Raw genomic sequence first — 17,464 nt, 5'->3', positions numbered from 1 at the left:
ATGAAACGCTGCATGTTCGTCGACGATTCGAGCGTCATCAGGAAGGTTGCAAAGCGCATCCTGGGTGGGTCCGACATGCTGGTCATCGAAGCCGCCAGCGGATTTGATGCGGTCGAGATGTGCGCTGCCGACATGCCGGACATCATCGTCATCGACGGCGCCTTGCCGGACATGCAGGCGGTGGACGTCATCCGCCGCGTGCGCGCCATGGAAAGCCCGGTTCAGCCCCAGATCCTGATTTCGCTGGTTGAGGTCGATGTCGCTTCGATCATGCGGGCAAAGCGCGCCGGCGCTCAAGGCTATCTGCTGAAGCCGTTCAATCGGCCGCAACTTCTCGAGCGCTTCCGCACCTTGAGCGTTGCAGCCTGATTCGCCGGACCCCTCGCGCATGATCCCGGAAATCGGCGCTCTAATATCTGCGACATGAACGCAAAATCCGGCCGAAGCCGGATTTTTGTCGGAAAAATCGATCGGATCGACGTTGTCGGCTCAGGCGCTGACGCGGATATCTTCCGGCTCGCGCAGCACATAGCCGCGACCCCAAACCGTCTCGATGTAATTCTGGCCGCCGGAAGCAGCGTCGAGCTTCTTGCGCAGCTTGCAGATGAAGACGTCGATGATCTTCAGCTCCGGTTCGTCCATGCCGCCGTAAAGGTGGTTGAGGAACATTTCCTTGGTAAGCGTGGTGCCCTTGCGCAGCGAGAGCAACTCCAGCATCTGATATTCCTTGCCGGTCAGATGCACGCGCTGGCCACCGACCTCAACGGTCTTGGCATCGAGATTGACCACCAGGTCGCCAGTGGTGATCACCGACTGGGCATGGCCCTTGGAGCGCCGCACGATAGCGTGGATGCGGGCGACCAGTTCGTCCTTGTGGAACGGCTTGGTCATGTAGTCGTCTGCGCCGAAGCCGAGGCCGCGTACCTTGTCTTCGATGCCGGCCATGCCGGAGAGGATAAGGATAGGCGTCTTCACTTTCGAAAGGCGAAGTGTTCTCAAGACCTCATATCCCGACATATCGGGGAGATTGAGGTCGAGAAGGATGATGTCGTAGTCGTAGAGCTTGCCTAGATCGACACCTTCTTCACCAAGATCGGTCGTATAGACATTGAAACTTTCCGATTTCAGCATCAGCTCGATGCTTTGTGCGGTCGCACTGTCATCTTCTATCAGCAGAACACGCATTTCATTCCCCTTTTCTGCTGCCGGACCATTTCACGACCCGTCCAGGACCGGAGCAGTGATTGCCTGAGCAGAGGCTGCCATCGAATGGTTAACAAAACCTAATTCCGTGCCGTTGACGGTACCAGATTTTTTAACCCCTTTCTACACCTTGTTGAATCTAATAATGAATCACAGAACCAAACCGCTAATGCAGAACATTAAAAAGCCAGACTAAGTGACTCCAGGGACTCGTCGGCCGCGTTTCCGTATCGAGAGCCGGAATTTTTACCCGGCCTTAAGTCCTGAGCCGTATGATTAACAATGCCCGTAAACGAATGGTTACCGCCGGCAAAAAACTTTAGGAATTTGTTTCCCATAGTTCCGGTAAAGTCGGTGAAAACGGGTGAAGCCTGAGGTTTGCCAGGTGGATTGGGCGATATGTGCAGGTGTGCGTTTCCAGGAGTACCGAATCATGAAGTCACGTGAAAACCTCGTTCGGCTGAAGCAGTTTCAGGTGAACGAGAAGAGGCGGCAATTGCTGCAACTCGACATGATGATCGCTGAATTCGAGCGCATGGCTGTCGAACTGGAACTTCAGATCACTGCCGAAGAAAAGAAAGCCGGCATCACCGACATCAACCATTTTGCCTATCCGACCTTCGCCAAGGCAGCGCGCCTGCGCCGCGACAACCTCAGAAATTCGCAAAGCGACCTCGCCCAGCAACGAAGCGTCGCCGAATCACTGCTCGGCGAAGCCGAAGCGGAGCTTTCCAAAGCGGAAATGCTCGAATCGCGCGACACCAAGATCCGCGACGCCGAGACCGGCGGCCGCAGCGCCATGATCGGCTGAAAACAAGGCTTTAAGGGCCAATCAAAGCCCAGCGATCCGGGCGTTGCTCATCTGGAACGTCGCCGCTCATACCGGGCCGTCAGCAGGCTTACGCCACCAAATCCCCTTCATGTTCCGCGACCGCCCGCGCCCGGGCATCCTTGATGTCGGGAGCATGCTGCTCTGACCAGGATCTGATCTGATTGAGCAGCCCCGCCAGGTTCTGGCCGAGCTCGGTCAATTCATGTTCGACCCGCGGTGGGCGCGGTTCGCGCCGGCCGCTATCCGCTGCTCGGCGAGCCGCCCTTCATCCTCGGCTGGGACGTTTCGGGAACCGTTGAGGCGCTGGGGTCTGGCGTAATCGGCCTCAAGGTCGGCGACGCCGTATTCGGAATGCCGCGCTTTCCCAAGCAGGCGGCCGCCTATGCCGAATTGACCGCCGTCCCGGCGGACGAGATCGCGCCGAAGCCGAAAGGCATCGATCACCTCCATGCCGCGGCACTGCCGCTGGCCGGCCTGACGGCCTGGCAAGGTCTGGTTCGCCATGGCGGGCTCGAACAAGGCCAGCGCGTATTGATCCACGCGGCGGCCGGTGGCGTCGGGCATTTGGCGGTGCAGATCGCCAAGGCGCGCGGCGCTTATGTCGTCGCCACCGCGAGCCCTGAAAAGCTCGACTTCGCACGCTCGCTGGGAGCCGACGAAGTGATCGATTACACAAAGGATGATTTCGTCGACAAGGCCCATGACATCGACCTCGTCCTGGAGATGTTTGGCGGCGATCATGCGCAGCGCTCGCTGAAGGTTCTCAAGGCCGGCGGCGTGCTGGTGTCATTGCTCGATGTCAGCGACACCACAAAGGCAGAAGCCAAGGCGCAAGATATCCGCGTCGAGCGGATGTCCGTCGTGCCCGACCGCGCAGGCCTTGTAGAACTTGGCAAGCTTATCGAAGCGAAAAAGCTTGCCGCCCATGTGGCAAGGGCCTTTCCGCTCGAAGAAGCAGGCGCTGCCCATGCCTTTCTCGCCACCAGGCCGATCGGCAAGGTGGTGCTGACGGCCTGAAGCAGAGAAAACCGTTCCGGCAAAACAAAAGGGCGCGGATTATCGCGCCTTTTGACGTCCTCGAACCAGCCTTAATGCCGATATTGCTGGATGCGCGTCGTGCGCAGCCCGGCAAGGCCATATTCGTCGATCGACGCCTGCCAGGACAGGAATTCCTCGGTGGTCAGCTTGTAGCGCTGGCACGCCTCTTCGAGGCTCAAAAGCCCGCCGCGCACAGCCGCCACCACTTCCGCCTTGCGTCGGATAACCCAGCGGCGTGTGTTCGTCGGCGGCAGATCGGCAATCGTAAGAGGGCTGCCGTCAGGCCCGATAACATATTTGACTCGCGGTCTAACAAGATCGGTCATCGTACTCTCTACTAAAAACTCAAAGACCCAATCCCCACCACATTACCGCCACAGCTTTAAAAATTGCCTAAGCAGACCCTAATAGCTAGGTAAGGATCATGAACGCCGCGTTAGTCTTTTCGTCGGCATTTGAGATATCTGCCGGCAAGCGCCGCATCCGTTCAAAAAAATCGGCCAGTTCGCGAAGCTGGCGTACCTGGAAAGCTTGACCTATATTCCGGCCATTGGCATTCAAGCGCCGTCGTCCAGGCGCATGCAGAACGAAAGAACCATGAACAGCCTCGACCTTCCCCGACGTCCCGAAGATACCCGCATCGTTGTCGCCATGTCGGGCGGAGTCGATTCGTCGGTCGTTGCCGGCCTTTTGAAGCGCGAAGGCTATGATGTCGTCGGCGTAACGCTACAGCTCTACGACCATGGCGCGGCAACGCACCGGGCCGGCTCGTGCTGCGCCGGCCAGGACATCGACGATGCCCGTCGCGTCTCCGAGACGCTCGGCATTCCGCATTATGTGCTCAATTACGAGGAGCGCTTCCGCAAGGCGGTGATCGACCCCTTCGCCGAGAGCTATGTGGCCGGCGAAACGCCGATCCCTTGCGTTTCCTGCAACCAGACGGTGAAGTTCGCCGACCTTCTGACGACCGCCAAGGAGCTTGGCGCCGACGCGCTGGCCACCGGCCATTACATTCGCTCCGGCGCCAATGGCGCCCATCGCGCACTGTACCGGCCGGTCGACGCGGACCGCGACCAGAGCTATTTCCTGTTCGCCACCACACAAGCGCAGATCGATTATCTGCGCTTTCCGCTCGGCGGCCTGTCGAAGCCGCAGGTTCGCGCTATCGCCGAGGAAATGGGCGACTCGCCAGCCAGCAGGATCTGCCGGCAGACATCATCGCCAAGCTGAAGCCGACTGCTGCCAACCGGGCGATATCGTCCATATCGACGGCCGCGTGCTCGGCCGCCATGAAGGCATTTTGCGCTACACAATCGGTCAGCGCCGCGGCATCGGCATCGCCTCGGGCGAGCCGCTCTACGTCGTCCATCTCGACGCCGACCGGGCCCGCGTCGTCGTTGGCCCGCGCGAGGCGCTGGAGACGCACAAGATCTATTTGCGCGACATGAACTGGCTGGGCGACGCTGCGCTGTCCGACATCCCGGCGGCCGGTCTGGAGCTTTTCGCCAAGGTCCGCTCGACACGCCCGCCGCGCCCGGCGGTGCTGCATCACTGCGCCGGCATTACTACGGTGGAGCTGGTCGACGGTGAGTCCGGCATCGCGCCCGGCCAGGCCTGCGTGCTCTATTCCGACGACGGCAACGAGGCCCGTGTGTTCGGCGGCGGCTTCATCGAGCGTTCCGAGCGAGGCGCCGAGGCTGAGGCGATGCTGACGCGGCTGGCGGCCCGGCCGGCGCAGATTCCCGCCGAATAGACGGTGATTCCGATTCTATCGGGATGAATCAGGCTCTAATTCGGCGGCATCGTTCTCTCGGGAAGACGATCCGGTGTGGGTAATCGTGCCAGCGGTCAGGATGCGCAGCACCCTGATGGCTTCCTCGCCGCCGGTGCGCGGCTCTGCCCGCGTCTCGATGCACTGGATGAAATGCTCGAGCTCTCTCGTCAGCGGCATGCCCTCGCCCACCGCCACGTAGGACGGCTCGTTGGTGGTGAAAGCCCATTGGCCGCTGTCTTGCCACACCGCGTGGCGGTAGACGGCGAGCTTGCGCTCCCACGGCTCGACATCGTCGAACACCGCCATCGCTTTGGTGCCGACCACGGTCAGCCGCCGTTCGCGGTAAGGATTGAGCCGCGACGCGAAGAGATGGCTGCGCAGACCGTTGGGAAAGCGCATGTGCAGATGCGCGAAATCGCTGAGATTGTCGAGGAGCGCTGCCCCCTCGCCACGCACCTCGATCGGTTCCGTGCCGGTGATCGCCAGGATCATCGACAGATCATGCGGCGCCAGATCCCACAGCGCGTCGTTCTCGGTGTGGAACTTGCCGAGCCCGAGCCGGTGCGAATGTATATAGCGGACCTCGCCGAGCTCGCCATTGTCGATCAGCGCCTTCAACGTCTCGAAGGCTGGATGAAAGCGCAGCACATGGCCGACCATGAAGACGCGGCCATTGTCGGCCGCCGCCTTTACCGAACGCTCGGCATCCGTCACCGTCAGCGCGATTGGCTTTTCCACCAGCACGTCCTTGCCGCCCTGGACGGCGCGCACCGCCATATCGGCGTGGAACTGCGGCGGCAGCGCCATGACGATGGCGTCGATGTCTTTTCGAGCAAACAGCGCCTCCGGCTCGATCGCCAGGCAATCCTGTTCACTGGCGAAGCCTTCAGCGCGGGCTGGGTTGACGTCCGAGACCGCGTGAAGCGCGCCGAGCGCCTTGAGGGTGCGGATGTGGTTGCTGCCCCAGTATCCGCAACCGAGGACTGCAATGCGCGGTTTCATCAATTCCAACTCTAGAATTTCGTGGCCGAGACATAGCGGCGCACTCCGCCGAACTCAACCCCGGCATTTCAGCTCAAATTCCTGCCCGGTAGAGCTTTTCGCCCATTGGAGCGACGCACGTCCGCTTGGACGCACAAAGTTCTCACCTCATGACTTTGACCCTTCGCACCGTGCTTTCCGAAATCGATTCCGATATCCGGCCCGAAGCGATAGAATATGCCAATATGCCGGCTGCATCGATGCTTGACAGGCTTGGCCTCCCAACCTTATATCCGCCCGACCTTGGCGAACGCTTCGACATGCCTTCTGATTTAAGGCGGATTTCGGGCCTTTCGCCGCCCTGGCGGGGTAGCTCAGTTGGTTAGAGCACGGGAATCATAATCCTGGGGTCGGGGGTTCAAGTCCCTCTCCCGCTACCATTTGATCAATAAGATCAATCGGTTATGGAAACAGCCGCTACCATCGACCACTTGCCGGTCGTCAACATCCGTCCGCGCCTCGCAAGCTCTGGTGGCTTGCGGAGCAGTCGGACGACGTGCCAGGCTCCGAGCGCATAGCCGCCGAGAACCACTAGCTTCACAACCACGAAGGGTGAAGCCAGAAGGGCGAGGATGGCGAGGCCGGCAAACGGATCGATTCCGACCCTCGCAGAAATGCTCGCCATCCCGGCCCGGATCAGCCTTTGCTCGGCACCGGCGTGTTGAGAAGCTGCTGCTCCCAAAGATACGCGATGCCGCTGCCGCCGAAGTGCTGGATGAGAATCTCGGTCAGCTCCTCGACATGCTCGGTGCGCGCCCAATCGCGTTGCCATTCGCCAGCGAGCGCCATCACGGTCATCACGTTCGCGCCGGCCGCGATCATTCGCTGGATGGCAACTTCGTGAGACTCCTTCGAAATCCCGCCCGACGCGTCGGTGATCACGGTCACGTCCCAGCCTTCGCCGGCGGCCTGGATCACAGGCATTGCGACGCAGACCTCGGTCCACAGGCCGGCGATGATCAGCTGCTTGCGGCCGGTCGCCTTGACGACGTTCACCACATCCTCGTCCTGCCAGGTGTTCACCCAGGTGCGATCGATGACTTCCTGGTCCGGAAATACGTCGGTGATCTGCTTAAAGAGAAGTCCACCGCGCGCCGCGATCACGCTCGTGAGAATGGTCGGAACATTGAAGGCTTTTGCTAGCTTCGCCAGCGCGGTCGTGTTGTTGACCACCATGTGCGGATCGTGGCTGTTCAGGTTTGCGAGCTGATAGGGCTGGTGGTCGATCAGAACGAGGACCGAGTCTTCAGGACGAAGAAGCGAATCGAGGCCGTTACGAGGGGTCATCAAGACTTCCTTTCTCTGCCGCTATGGACGGCGATGGGTTCACGGGAGACATGCGCCAGCGGGCGACGTTGCCTGGACGCAATTTGCTGTTCCTTTTGGTGATGCGGTAGTGCCATAGTCAGGCAAGCTGTGTCGCGAAACGAGGAACGCCGAATTGGACATCGAAGATCTACAGACATTCGTCGCAGTGGCCGATGCAGGGGGCGTATCGGCCGCCGCGCGCCGGCTCGGCGTCTCCAAGTCAATCGTCAGTCGGCGGCTCTTTCGGGTTGAAGCGGAGCTTGGCGTCCAGCTTCTTGCGCGAACGACCCGCGGTGCCGCGCTCACAGAAGCGGGAATCACGTTCAGAGACCATGCGGCCCGAGCCAGCGCCGAGATCGATACGGCCAGGGAAACGATCCTCCCCACCGGTGAACTGCGCGGCCGCCTGAGGGTTGCCATGCCGCTTTCTTTCGGCCCGACCCACTTCGCCCCCGTGCTTGCGAAAATGGCGCAACACCACCCGCAGCTCCACATCCATACCTCCTATAGCGATCGCTTCGTCGATCTGATCGCCGAAGGTTTCGATTGCGCGATCCGGGTTGGTTACCTTCAGGACTCCAACCTGGTCGCCAGACGTGTCGGGCCGATCTACGGGAAGCTGGTCGCAAGCCCGGATTATATCAAAGCGCACGGTTCACCTGAGACGGTAGAGCAACTCGTCAACCATCAGGCCCTCATGCAAGGAACGGAAGCCTGGCAGTTCATGGATGGCGACAAGATCGTCACGGTTCAGCCGCAGGGCAGGTTCAAGGCCGACAACGCTACGGCGCTTGCTGCTACCGCAGCGGCAGGACTCGGCATCGCCTGGCTCCCCGATTGCATCACACACGAATATGTGGCCTCCGGCGCGCTCGTTCCGGTGATGACACGCTTTCCCCCACCTTCGGCAGGCGCGTATGTCGTCCGACCGCCGGGTCAGCACCCCGCACGGAAAGTCCGGGTCCTCACCGAAATGCTGATCGAGTACTTCGCACGAAATCCGGACGTTTGGGGTCTCGACCGTTAAAACACGAACGGGCGAAGCCTTATTAAAGAATTGCGTTCGACGGTCGCTCGACTGCGGCCCGCTGAGCTCGACGACATTGCCCCCACGTTCCACTTACTGCGACACAGCTTGACGTATCGCAGGGCTAGTTGGGCAGACGGTCGCTCGCCAGTTTAGGCATTCGTCGGGCCGAAAGCGCTCTTCCCGCTCGCGCGGTCCGGATTAATCGAAATCGGGCATTCGCATCGGCAAGCCCCCCGGAATCCCAAGAGAGGATGAGGCGCATGAGTTGGAACCCGGCAATCGAACCGGGCTGTCCCGATGAGGTTGGCCTCGACGCGATCGAAACGCTCATCGTCCCGCGCGCTCGCGACCTGGGCGGCTTCGAGGTTCGGCGCGCCCTGCCCGCACCCAAGCGGCAGATGGTCGGGCCATTCATCTTCTTCGATCAGGCCGGCCCGGCTGAGCTGCTGACCGGGCAAGGCGTCGATGTCCGACCGCACCCGCATACCGGTCTCGGCACCGTTACGTACCTCTTTCGCGGCGACTTCCATCACCGGGACAGCACCGGGGCAGACCAGATCATCCGTCCCGGCGAATTGGACTGGATGGTCGCCGGGCGCGGCGTGACCCATTCGGAGCGCACCTCCTCGGCCGCCCGAAGCGGTCCGAACAGCCTGTTCGGAATACAGACTTGGGTCGCGCTGCCCGACCGCCAGGAGGACATGGCGCCCATATTCGAGCATCATGGCGAGGAGGCGCTCCCGGTGATCGAGGATCGCGGCGTCTCGGTCCGGCTGATTCTCGGGGACGCCTATGGTGAAAAGGCCCCTGCGACGATGTTCTCGGAAACATTCTACGCCGATGTGGCGCTCGAAGCAGGAAGCCGACTGCCGATGCCGGATAATCACGAAGACCGAGGCATCTACATCGTCGAAGGTTCGATCTCCATCGCCGGCCAGGAATACGAGGCATCTCAGATGATGGTCTTTCGCCCCGGCGACAGGATCACGGTCGCGGCCGGCGACAGAGGCGCGCGGCTGATGATCCTCGGCGGTTCGACCCTTTCGGGTCCCCGCTACATCTGGTGGAATTTCGTCGCCTCATCCAGGGAGCGCATCGAAGAGGCCAAGGCCGAATGGCGCGCTGAGAACTGGGGCAAGGGACGTTTCGATCTTCCCGTCAATGACCGGGATGAGCACATTCCGCTGCCGGACTGACCGGTGTGCGGACAAGTCGATCGCCCATATGCGACCGGGGCGATCGCAGAAGACACGAACGACGTCGCGTGCCGGCTGAATGCTGGATGGAGACAGGGAAAATGAGCAACAAGTGGCCCCCCCTCGACTACCTCAGTTGGCGCGAGACGTGTTCCGCCTGCATCTATACTTGCAGATCGCCGGCAAGTATCGGCTGACTCATACCCGTGGCTCAACTATTCCTGGAAAGCGAGCTTCTATGTCACGCCTCGTGGCCTGACATCACGGGTCAGTCGATTCTGGTGGATGGCGGCGTGACAATCCCAAGGCCGCGCTGAGGACTTCGCGTCGACACGCAGGAGTTCAAGCCAGCCACTCAACCACACCGCTAGAGGAGCAATTCCCATGAAGGTCCGCAAGTTCACCATCACCGACGTAGTGCTGGAGCGTTCCCCGGGACAGGACGGAGACGTGTTTGTGGGCAATCTGGTCGACCAGCGCCATGCCTCCCCGATCACCATCGGGTACGGGCGCTATGGGCCGGACCAGACACTCGAGGAGACAATGGCCGTCGATGATGTGATGGTCGTCCTCGAGGGGCGGCTGTCGGTGTCCGGAAAGTCAGGCAGCGTCACCGCAGGGCCGGGCGAGATCGTCCATATGCCCAAAGGCCAGAAGGTCACGATCTGCTCGCACGAGCAAGGCGCGGTCACCGCCTATGTCACCTATCCCCACTGGCGGGAGGCACAGGGGTAAGTCCTCCGGGCGACGCCGCAGGCTCGACGTCCACGCGGATCATGCTCAACCGAGTAGGCGCTGAGGTCTTGCCTGTGCAGATCTGGCGCGTGGCCTCTCCGCTTTGTCCCAGCGACGCCTCGCGCCCGCAGGCTCAAAGCTGTGCAAATCCGCCGTTCACGAACACCTTGCGCCCGTCTGGAAGCTGCTGTCGTTGCTCGCGATTTGCAGCCCACATGCCATGCCGACACAGCCGGCAGCCCAGTCCCAAGCATCCCGATAGCGCCCGATCGTTTGCAAGCCTTGAAGAACTTCGATCGCGGCGGCGGTCAGAACGAGGAGCACAGTCAGCTTTGCCCTGTGATCCGGCCAAGCAAAATATCCGATGGTCGCCAGCACGACAAACGCAGCGGCGTGATCGAGTTTGTCATAACCAAGGGTGATGGCGATGCCAACCATCTGCAAAAACCACCCAGGCGAAAGGGTTAGCAGCGCGGCCAGAAAAGCAGTCCTTGCTGTGACGATATGTGATCTTACATGCGACAAAGGTTTTGTCGGTCTTTCATTAAAAAGCGCAGGCTCTCAGGCTCACGGCCGTGCTTGCTAGGTGTAAGTTCACTTCCCAATGACCTGGCGCATCGGTCGAACGGATGAAGCCTAATAAATTCTTACACAGTATACGGGTAGAGGATGCGGAACGACTTTTGCCGGGTTGCTCTTAAGCATGCCGGTGAGCTGTTCTGCCCGAACATCGGGCTCGATCATGTGGACACCCAGCCAAGAGCAGCTTTCCCTCCGGTCTTCCAGTGACCACACCTTCAATGTCACTCTGTTTGAGGGTCTCCACTCGTCGGATTTTTGCGGGTGGATCGAGGCCCATGCCCGCAATCGGACTGTGCTGGCGGTCACCACTCCTACTGTCGAAAGGCTCTATGGAAACGCAATCCGTGCAGCCTTCGCAAGCGTCGGTTTGAAGCCGTCCTGGCTCGTGTTGAACTGCACCGAGCGGACGAAGACCATGAAATCCGTGTTGACCGTTTGTCGCGCAGCCTCAGACGCCGAGATCGATCGCCGGGGTGCGTTGGTGGCGATCGGGGGTGGCGTCTGCTCAGATATCGTTACGCTGGCGGCTTCGATGCTACGCCGGAGTTTGTCTCACCTTCGCATCCCCACCACCTTGATTGGGCAGGTGGATGCCGGAATCGGACTGAAGGGTGGCGTCAATTTCGGAGAAGGCAAGAACTACCTTGGTTGTTTCCACCCACCGGAAGCTGTCGCGGTGATCCCGTCATTACTCAAGACCCTGGGCGTCGATACGGTCAGGCAGGGGGTGGCCGAGATGATCAAGGTCGCCTGCACCTCCGACACAGATCTCTTCCGGATGATCGAAGAGATTCGCGGAGGTGGGCTGCAGTCCTGGGTCCGAAACGGCGACTCGTTGGCTCACGAGCCCATCCAGCGCGCCATCGCCGCCATGCTGGGAGAGCTTTCGAAGAACCCCTTCGAGATTACATCCTACGAGAGGGCGGTAGATCTGGGTCACACGATCGCCCATCCGCTTGAAGCTTCGACCCATTACGAGCTCCACCACGGCTTTGCCGTCGCGATCGACCTCGCTTTTTCCAGTGTTCTCGGTTGGCACCTCGGTTGGCTCAGGGAGCAAACGGCCCTGCGCATAGTGGATCTGTTGGTGGCAGTTGGCTTGCCGATCTGGCACGAGCATCTGAACGAAGACTTGGTTTCGAGGTCGTTCCGGGCCGCCGCCAAGCATCGAGGTGGCAATATAAATATGGTGGTGCCGACCGACCTTGGCCGCTATCGCTTCCTCAAGCGGGAAGATCAGTGTCCGCCGGGATTGATACCCGAGGTTCTCAGCTATTTGCGCGCTCGGAGCTGGCAGGAAGCTGTTTCCAATAGCGGTTCGGCTCAATATGGGGTGGAACTTCCTGTTGGGGGAAATCCTGCCAGGATTGGCCTGCAATGAGCGTAGGGCCTTTCCTTTCAAGGCCAAGTCCGGACCGAATTTCAGTTCATGCTGAGGCGCTTGCCGGCGAACTGCTGGCGCTGCCGATTCGGCCGTGCATGCCCGACGGGGAGATCGCCTACGTCACCGCGACCGTCGGCTTGTTCCGGACGTACTGATGACGCGGGTCTGCATCCTTGGCGGGAGCTCGCCCTTCACGGTAGCGCTCGTCGATGCGATTGAGGGAAGCGAGGCGTTAAGCCACCGGCTGGGCGAGTGGGTATTAGTCCTCCAAGGGCGCAACGTGCAAAACGTTGATGCGGTTGCACATTATGCCCGGCACCGGCTGGGAGCATTCGGAACCTCGGTCATATCCACGACGGACCTCGATGCGGCCCTGGCCGATGCCGAGATCGTGGTTGTCCAGACGCGCTTCGGCGGGCTTGAGGCGAGGGCCGATGACGAACTCTTCGCAAGCGAGCTGGGATGCATCGCCGACGAAACGCTGGGACCCTGCGGCCTGCTCTCTGCCTTCCGTCAAATACGGCCGGTAGACGATCTCGCGATCCGCATGAAGGCAATATGTCCCGGTGCCTTCGTCGTGAACATGATCAACCCGCTGAGCCTGACGACGGCCATGATGCTCCGCCACGGCTTGGCTGCGGTCGGCATCTGCGAGCTTCCCCTTGCCACGCTCCAGGCTTTCGCGCGGGCGCTGCGCATCGATCCGACCGAACTTTGCTGGAGTTACGAGGGCCTCAATCACAGAGGCTTTATCCCCATCGCCAGGACCCGTGACGGGGAGGATCTCCTGCAGCGCGTCCTCCGGTTGGCCCCAGATAGCGCAACGCAGAAGTACCGGGACGATATTCTTCGCCTTGGCGCAATATCCACGAAATACTTCGCTCTTTTCGACGGCGGGGCTTCGCACAACAAGGGTCGGGCGGTCGCGCTGATATCTCTGCGAGATGCGATTGCCGGGGATCTTATCGCGGACCCTACGCAATGCCCGGCGCAAATAGCAAAGCGTGATATGCCTTGGTATGCGCAAGCTGTCGTGCCGCTCGTCGCCGCTCGCATCGGAGCGCAGAGCTACGATGCCACTATAAACGTCGCGGTGGATGGACCTCTCGTTTGCGAGCGGCGAGCCCTCGTCCTCGGTGATCGCATCGATATTCTTGAATCCGAACCGGCCAACGGTCCATTCCGCGACTGGGTAGCGGCGTTCGAACATCACGAACGATTGTGCCTGGCAGCACTCGCCGATCCAACACCGTACACGATCGGCGCAGCGCTCGAAGCCGATCGGATCACGCCTTCCGACAAAGTTCGGACCGCAGCTGCACGAATTTTCCGGACCTGGCGCGATGCCGCCAGCAATCCGCCAACCGTGCGAGGCCAGCAATGACCAATAAGGACATTGCTGTCTTTGATATCGGCGGCACGCATTTTCGTTCGGCGCTGTGGACCAATGGAAGGCTGGGTCCAGTAAAGCGACGACCTGCGATCAACTACCTTAACACGGCCCACCACAGCCCCGTCGAACTCCAGGAAGCGTTGGCCGACTATCTGGTGGCCGAGACTGAGCGTCTGCAACTGGAGAGCGGAACCGCGATAGATCATGCCGGCATCTCACTTGGAGCACCCTTGAATGCTCGTAGCGGTCGTGTGCTGCAATCTGGCCCACTCTGGGGCCCGAGATCAGGACCCTTCGAGCTCCAGGCGGCGTTGACACGCCGTCGGCTGGACACCCGCTGGACGATCGCGAATGACGTGACCGCTGGACTGGCATCCTACATACAGACCTGCGATCCGGGGAGCCATTCGCGTATCTTGTTCGTCACGGTGAGCACCGGGATCGGGGCGAGGCTCTACGATTTCGCGCGAGGCGGCGTGCCGGTCGATCCCGTGCACGGGATACAGGGCGAAATTGGCCATATCAAAGTAGAGGCTTTCTTCCGCGGCACGCGTCTTAAGTTTACCTGCGATTGCGGTGGATGCGACCATCTGAACGCCTATTCGTCCGGACGCGGCGTGTTGAAACTGCTGCGCGAGTTGTCAGCTTGTTCCCCCGACGCGCTGGCAGCCTCGACGATGGCCGCGGCACGCGACGAGGACGATGATGCCATGCTCGCGGAGTTCTCGCGTGGGGTGGCGGCCGCTGATGCCCTCGCCTTAGACGTCCTCGCTACGATCACGCGACCGCTGGCAACTATTTTCTCGGCGCTCCTGACGCACGATCCGCTACTCGATTCAATTGTTCTCACCGGGGGTGTCGTGGATGCACTCGAACCGGCCTATTCGGCCAGCCTTGATCGGCAATTCCGCGACCATGGATTGTTCCAGATCACTGAATGCGATTCGTCCTATTTCGCCCGCCGGCTCCGTGTCGTCGCGCCGGGGGACCTGTCTGGACTTATCGGTGCTGGCCATCTCGCCGAAATGGCGGATGAGGGGCGAAGCATCCATGTTTTCCGGTGATCGGATCAGCTTGACCGGATCGAAGTCGCACCTCGCTCTTGTGCGGCCGTCGGGCATGGGTGCCCCAAGACTGGAGCAGGTCCGGACACCCGTGGCGCTACCGGGCGATTTTGTCTGCCGGACCCTCATTGCCGGCGTCTGCGGGACAGACCTCCAGATTCTACGCGGCGTGCGCGACGATCCAGCCCGGATCCTTGGCCATGAGGGCGTAGCGGTTGTCGAGGAAGTGGCCGCGAAAGCGGATCAACGCTGGCTAGGTGCGACGATTGCAGTGAATCCAACGCCTGACTGGGGCACCGCTGAACTTGGCCATACTCTCGACGGGATGATGCAGCAGCGCTTCCTCGTGCCTGCTCGGTTGCGGCCCTTGGTCGTTTCGTCGCCCGCGGAACTGGCTGCCGATCTCGCTATTCTCGCTGAGCCGCTCGCATCAGTCCTAACTTGCGGAGACATTCTCAAGCGGGTCGCGGAGCCGATCCGTGTATTGGTGGTGGGACGAGGTACGATCGGCCAACTGCTTCGTATTGCGCTCAAAACTGCCTGCGCGTCGGTTCGGGACGTAGTCGTCACAGGGACGAAAGAGACGGCCGGTGTTGAGCACAGAGCATTCGACACGGTGATCCTATGTTCCTCGCGGCAGGATGTAGCGGCCGCCCTCAGTATCGGGCTAGGCGCCTTGTGCGATGGCGGCATCCTCCATCTCTTCGGAGGTCTCCCCTCTGAGGGTCGGGACCCGCGTCTGCCCGGGGTCAATCTCAGCGAGATCCGCGCGCGAAATACCGGCGGACGTGTCGGTTGGCCGCTTGCCGAGCAATGCCAGACAACTATCGGCCACAAGCGGGTGGCGATCACGGGGCACCGCGGTTCTTCCAACGCGATGCTGACACGGGCAATGCTCGAACTCAGCGCCCGCCCCAATACCTATCGGCCGCTTCTTACGATCGTGACAAACCCGGAGGAAGCTATCCATACATTACGCGACGCTGTCGGCTGTCCGCCGGTTAGATCCTGGACCAAGCTTGGGATCGACTTTCGGAGGTGGCGAACTTGAGGGGAACGTCCGTTGACGAGTAACGCGCCTTTGACTGTCTCACAGAGTAGCTATCGACCACAGATCGGGGTTGCGCTGTGGAAGGTGGGCGATCGGGGCCTGACCGGCTTTGAAACCGCCGCCGCTGCGCGTCTCGATCACGTTCACGTCGACTTGGGTGGCCCGAACCGCGGTCCCGATCTCACAGATATCGGAATACTGGCGGCCTTCGACACAACGTCACGCCGTTTCGCGCTTCCGATCACCGCCCTTGCAGTCAATCGGCTCAACGATCTCGGCCTGACCGCGCCAAAGGACAGCCAGGAAGCATTGGAAGTCCGGCGAAGTATCTTGCATGCAATTAGAGTGGCGGACTGTCTGCGGGTGCCCAGGATCATCATTCCGGGTTTTCGCCAGAGCCTCGTTCGGACGTCGCGGGACATGGCTAGAACGGCTGAAGTGCTGCGTTTCGCGCTTGGTCCCGCCCAAGCCGCAGGGATTACTTTGGCATACGAAAGCGGGCTTGACTCCGAAAGAACCCTCCAGCTTCTTCAAGCTGTTGGCCAGCCGGGCATCTGCGTACAGTTCGACACGGGAAATCCCGCTATCTACGGGCATTCTGCGGCCTCCAATTGGGCGCGACTTGCTGACGTCGCCTCGCCGGACGTCCACCTTAAGGATGCTTTGTCGGTCGAGGGGGATGTGCCGCTGGGCGACGGTGTAGCCGAACTAGAGCTTACGTTCATTGCATTCGCGCACCAGCCGACGCCTACATCCTTCACACTCGAGGGCGACTACAGCGACGATCCTGGACCTCGCATCAGTCGCGACCTCGCTCGCCTGAAGACACTCATCAGAAGGTCGATGTTGTCGAACTGCCTGGACTGCCCAGATGAGCGACGGCACGTCTCTGCTTCAATGTATCGATAGATGGGTGGCTGTATAATGAAACCTGCCATTGCGAACGCCTACAGGCTGATTTTTTTCGGCGGCTCGATGATTGCTCGCATGGGCATCCTGTGCGTCTCAGCCCTGCTCATTCTATTGATTTATGGCCAAGCCAAACTGTCAGCAGAGGAGAATGGCATAACCCTGCATTACACCTCTGGCGGTTCGGCTGCTGCAATCGCGGCTGCGGGCTTCAACCTCGCTGACGTGCAATATGTCGAGCAACTCAATGCGCTTCCTCCCGGGATGAAGGGGCTGATCTGGCTTGACGAGAGCAGCGGCGTCACGCCGGGTTTCATCGCCAAGGTCAAGCCGTTCATCGGCAACCCGAAGCTGTTCGGCTTTCGCCTCTGTGACGAGCCTGACATCACCGGCAAGTACCACTCCCCGGCAGTCAGCCCGGCAGCCCTCAAAGCCGAGGCTGACTGGATCAAGGCCAATGTGCCCGGGGCCGTGACGTTCGTCACGCTGATGGACATGGGGTCTTTTGAAGCCCCCCACTTCATGAACACCTTCAATCCCGCCAACACCGGGATCGATCTCTTCGGCCTCGATCCGTATCCGGTACGCGGCAAGATTTTCGATTTGGACTTCATCGACAGGACGGTCGAGGCAGCCGTTGCCGCGGGCATCCCGCTCAACAAGATCGTGCCTGTGTTCCAAGCCTTTGGCGGCGGCAACTGGAGGACCTATACCGGCGGGGTCAGAGACGTTTATAAACTGCCGACACCGGACCAGGCCAACCAGATATTCGCGCGCTGGGCCACTTACGCTCCCAATCCCGTGTTTGACTTTGCCTACGCGTGGGGATCGCAGAACGGGGACACCAAGCTGGGCAGCGCCAGTCCAGAGGCACTAAGCCTTCGCGCGGCGTTCAAGGCACACAACACGGCGCGTTCGCAGTAG

General features: G+C 60.7%; 19 protein-coding genes, 1 tRNA gene and 2 pseudogenes. 15 read left to right on the top strand and 7 right to left on the bottom strand.

Annotation, left to right across the window (positions count from 1 at the left end; translation table 11 throughout):
• A complete protein-coding gene (locus tag EJ075_RS18305) occupies positions 1-369 on the top strand; it encodes a response regulator (protein ID WP_126105203.1) in 369 nt (122 codons plus the stop codon).
• A 120-nt stretch (positions 370-489) separates the two neighbouring features.
• On the opposite strand, the gene ctrA is transcribed toward EJ075_RS18305, so the two are convergent.
• The gene (gene ctrA / locus EJ075_RS18300; RefSeq protein ID WP_006203583.1) at positions 490-1,185 is read right to left on the bottom strand and encodes a cell cycle two-component system response regulator CtrA; all 696 of its coding nucleotides are present in this window, start codon (positions 1,183-1,185) and stop codon (positions 490-492) included.
• A gap of 451 nt (positions 1,186-1,636) precedes the next feature.
• Here ctrA and EJ075_RS18295 point away from each other — a divergent pair, with 451 nt between their 5' ends.
• Positions 1,637-2,014 carry a flagellar export protein FliJ gene (locus tag EJ075_RS18295; RefSeq protein WP_029349790.1) on the top strand — a complete coding sequence of 126 codons (378 nt, stop codon included), beginning with the start codon at positions 1,637-1,639 and terminating at the stop codon, positions 2,012-2,014.
• A gap of 88 nt (positions 2,015-2,102) precedes the next feature.
• Here the strand turns inward: EJ075_RS18295 and EJ075_RS18290 are convergent, their stop codons facing one another.
• Positions 2,103-2,234 carry a hypothetical protein gene (locus EJ075_RS18290; RefSeq protein WP_245457947.1) on the bottom strand — a complete coding sequence of 44 codons (132 nt, stop codon included), beginning with the start codon at positions 2,232-2,234 and terminating at the stop codon, positions 2,103-2,105.
• Between the two features lie 17 nt (positions 2,235-2,251).
• Between EJ075_RS18290 and EJ075_RS18285 the strand changes: the two genes are divergently transcribed.
• A complete protein-coding gene (locus tag EJ075_RS18285) occupies positions 2,252-3,052 on the top strand; it encodes an NADP-dependent oxidoreductase (RefSeq protein WP_245457946.1) in 801 nt (266 codons plus the stop codon).
• A 71-nt stretch (positions 3,053-3,123) separates the two neighbouring features.
• Here EJ075_RS18285 and EJ075_RS18280 read toward each other — a convergent pair whose 3' ends face one another.
• Together EJ075_RS18280 and EJ075_RS33175 are read right to left on the bottom strand one after the other, a co-directional pair.
• A complete protein-coding gene (locus EJ075_RS18280) occupies positions 3,124-3,399 on the bottom strand; it encodes a DUF1153 domain-containing protein (protein WP_006203587.1) in 276 nt (91 codons plus the stop codon).
• 85 nt (positions 3,400-3,484) lie between these two features.
• Positions 3,485-3,634 (bottom strand): hypothetical protein, encoded by a 150-nt coding sequence (locus EJ075_RS33175; RefSeq protein WP_158302530.1) that lies wholly within the window; start codon positions 3,632-3,634, stop codon positions 3,485-3,487.
• Between the two features lie 36 nt (positions 3,635-3,670).
• Here EJ075_RS33175 and mnmA point away from each other — a divergent pair.
• Positions 3,671-4,826 (top strand): annotated as a pseudogene (gene mnmA / locus EJ075_RS18275) (tRNA 2-thiouridine(34) synthase MnmA).
• Between the two features lie 15 nt (positions 4,827-4,841).
• Here mnmA and EJ075_RS18270 read toward each other — a convergent pair.
• Entirely contained in the window at positions 4,842-5,849 is a 1,008-nt protein-coding gene (locus EJ075_RS18270; RefSeq protein WP_126105201.1) for a Gfo/Idh/MocA family oxidoreductase, read from the bottom strand.
• A 342-nt stretch (positions 5,850-6,191) separates the two neighbouring features.
• Here EJ075_RS18270 and EJ075_RS18265 point away from each other — a divergent pair.
• A tRNA-Met gene (locus tag EJ075_RS18265) sits at positions 6,192-6,268 on the top strand.
• Positions 6,269-6,524: 256 nt separating this feature from the next.
• Here EJ075_RS18265 and EJ075_RS18255 read toward each other — a convergent pair.
• On the bottom strand, positions 6,525-7,175 hold the full coding sequence (locus tag EJ075_RS18255; protein WP_126105200.1) for a hydrolase: 651 nt from the start codon (positions 7,173-7,175) through the stop codon (positions 6,525-6,527).
• Positions 7,176-7,329: 154 nt separating this feature from the next.
• On the opposite strand from EJ075_RS18255, the gene EJ075_RS18250 reads away from it, so the two are divergent.
• The 4 genes and pseudogenes from EJ075_RS18250 to EJ075_RS18235 all read left to right on the top strand — a co-directional run bounded on the left by EJ075_RS18250 (position 7,330) and on the right by EJ075_RS18235 (position 10,157).
• Entirely contained in the window at positions 7,330-8,223 is an 894-nt protein-coding gene (locus EJ075_RS18250; protein ID WP_126105199.1) for a LysR family transcriptional regulator, read from the top strand.
• Between the two features lie 263 nt (positions 8,224-8,486).
• Positions 8,487-9,422 carry a pirin family protein gene (locus tag EJ075_RS18245; RefSeq protein ID WP_126105198.1) on the top strand — a complete coding sequence of 312 codons (936 nt, stop codon included), beginning with the start codon at positions 8,487-8,489 and terminating at the stop codon, positions 9,420-9,422.
• Positions 9,423-9,523: 101 nt separating this feature from the next.
• A pseudogene (locus tag EJ075_RS33750) lies at positions 9,524-9,686 on the top strand (DUF5996 family protein); the annotation flags it as partial.
• A 120-nt stretch (positions 9,687-9,806) separates the two neighbouring features.
• Positions 9,807-10,157: an ethanolamine utilization protein gene (locus tag EJ075_RS18235; protein WP_126105197.1), complete on the top strand. Its 351-nt coding sequence runs from the start codon at positions 9,807-9,809 to the stop codon at positions 10,155-10,157.
• A gap of 156 nt (positions 10,158-10,313) precedes the next feature.
• Here EJ075_RS18235 and EJ075_RS18230 read toward each other — a convergent pair whose 3' ends face one another.
• Positions 10,314-10,595 (bottom strand): hypothetical protein, encoded by a 282-nt coding sequence (locus EJ075_RS18230; protein WP_126105196.1) that lies wholly within the window; start codon positions 10,593-10,595, stop codon positions 10,314-10,316.
• A 304-nt stretch (positions 10,596-10,899) separates the two neighbouring features.
• Here EJ075_RS18230 and EJ075_RS18225 point away from each other — a divergent pair, with 304 nt between their 5' ends.
• The 6 genes from EJ075_RS18225 to EJ075_RS18200 all read left to right on the top strand — a co-directional run bounded on the left by EJ075_RS18225 (position 10,900) and on the right by EJ075_RS18200 (position 17,464).
• On the top strand, positions 10,900-12,120 hold the full coding sequence (locus tag EJ075_RS18225) for a sedoheptulose 7-phosphate cyclase (protein WP_095484145.1): 1,221 nt from the start codon (positions 10,900-10,902) through the stop codon (positions 12,118-12,120).
• Between the two features lie 157 nt (positions 12,121-12,277).
• Positions 12,278-13,507 (top strand): 6-phospho-beta-glucosidase, encoded by a 1,230-nt coding sequence (locus EJ075_RS18220; protein ID WP_126105195.1) that lies wholly within the window; start codon positions 12,278-12,280, stop codon positions 13,505-13,507.
• Entirely contained in the window at positions 13,504-14,580 is a 1,077-nt protein-coding gene (locus EJ075_RS18215) for an ROK family protein (protein WP_095484143.1), read from the top strand. The genes EJ075_RS18220 and EJ075_RS18215 overlap by 4 nt, the downstream gene beginning before the upstream one ends.
• A complete protein-coding gene (locus tag EJ075_RS18210) occupies positions 14,567-15,631 on the top strand; it encodes an alcohol dehydrogenase catalytic domain-containing protein (protein ID WP_126107366.1) in 1,065 nt (354 codons plus the stop codon). Before EJ075_RS18215 ends, EJ075_RS18210 begins: the two co-directional genes overlap by 14 nt.
• A gap of 12 nt (positions 15,632-15,643) precedes the next feature.
• Positions 15,644-16,540, top strand: coding sequence for a TIM barrel protein (locus tag EJ075_RS18205; protein WP_126105194.1), 897 nt, complete (start codon positions 15,644-15,646; stop codon positions 16,538-16,540).
• Positions 16,541-16,555: 15 nt separating this feature from the next.
• Positions 16,556-17,464: a hypothetical protein gene (locus tag EJ075_RS18200; protein WP_245457945.1), complete on the top strand. Its 909-nt coding sequence runs from the start codon at positions 16,556-16,558 to the stop codon at positions 17,462-17,464.

The organism is Mesorhizobium sp. M6A.T.Cr.TU.016.01.1.1, assembly GCF_003952585.1.
Lineage (GTDB): Bacteria > Pseudomonadota > Alphaproteobacteria > Rhizobiales > Rhizobiaceae > Mesorhizobium > Mesorhizobium mediterraneum.
This window is presented reverse-complemented; position numbering and strand designations above follow the sequence as displayed.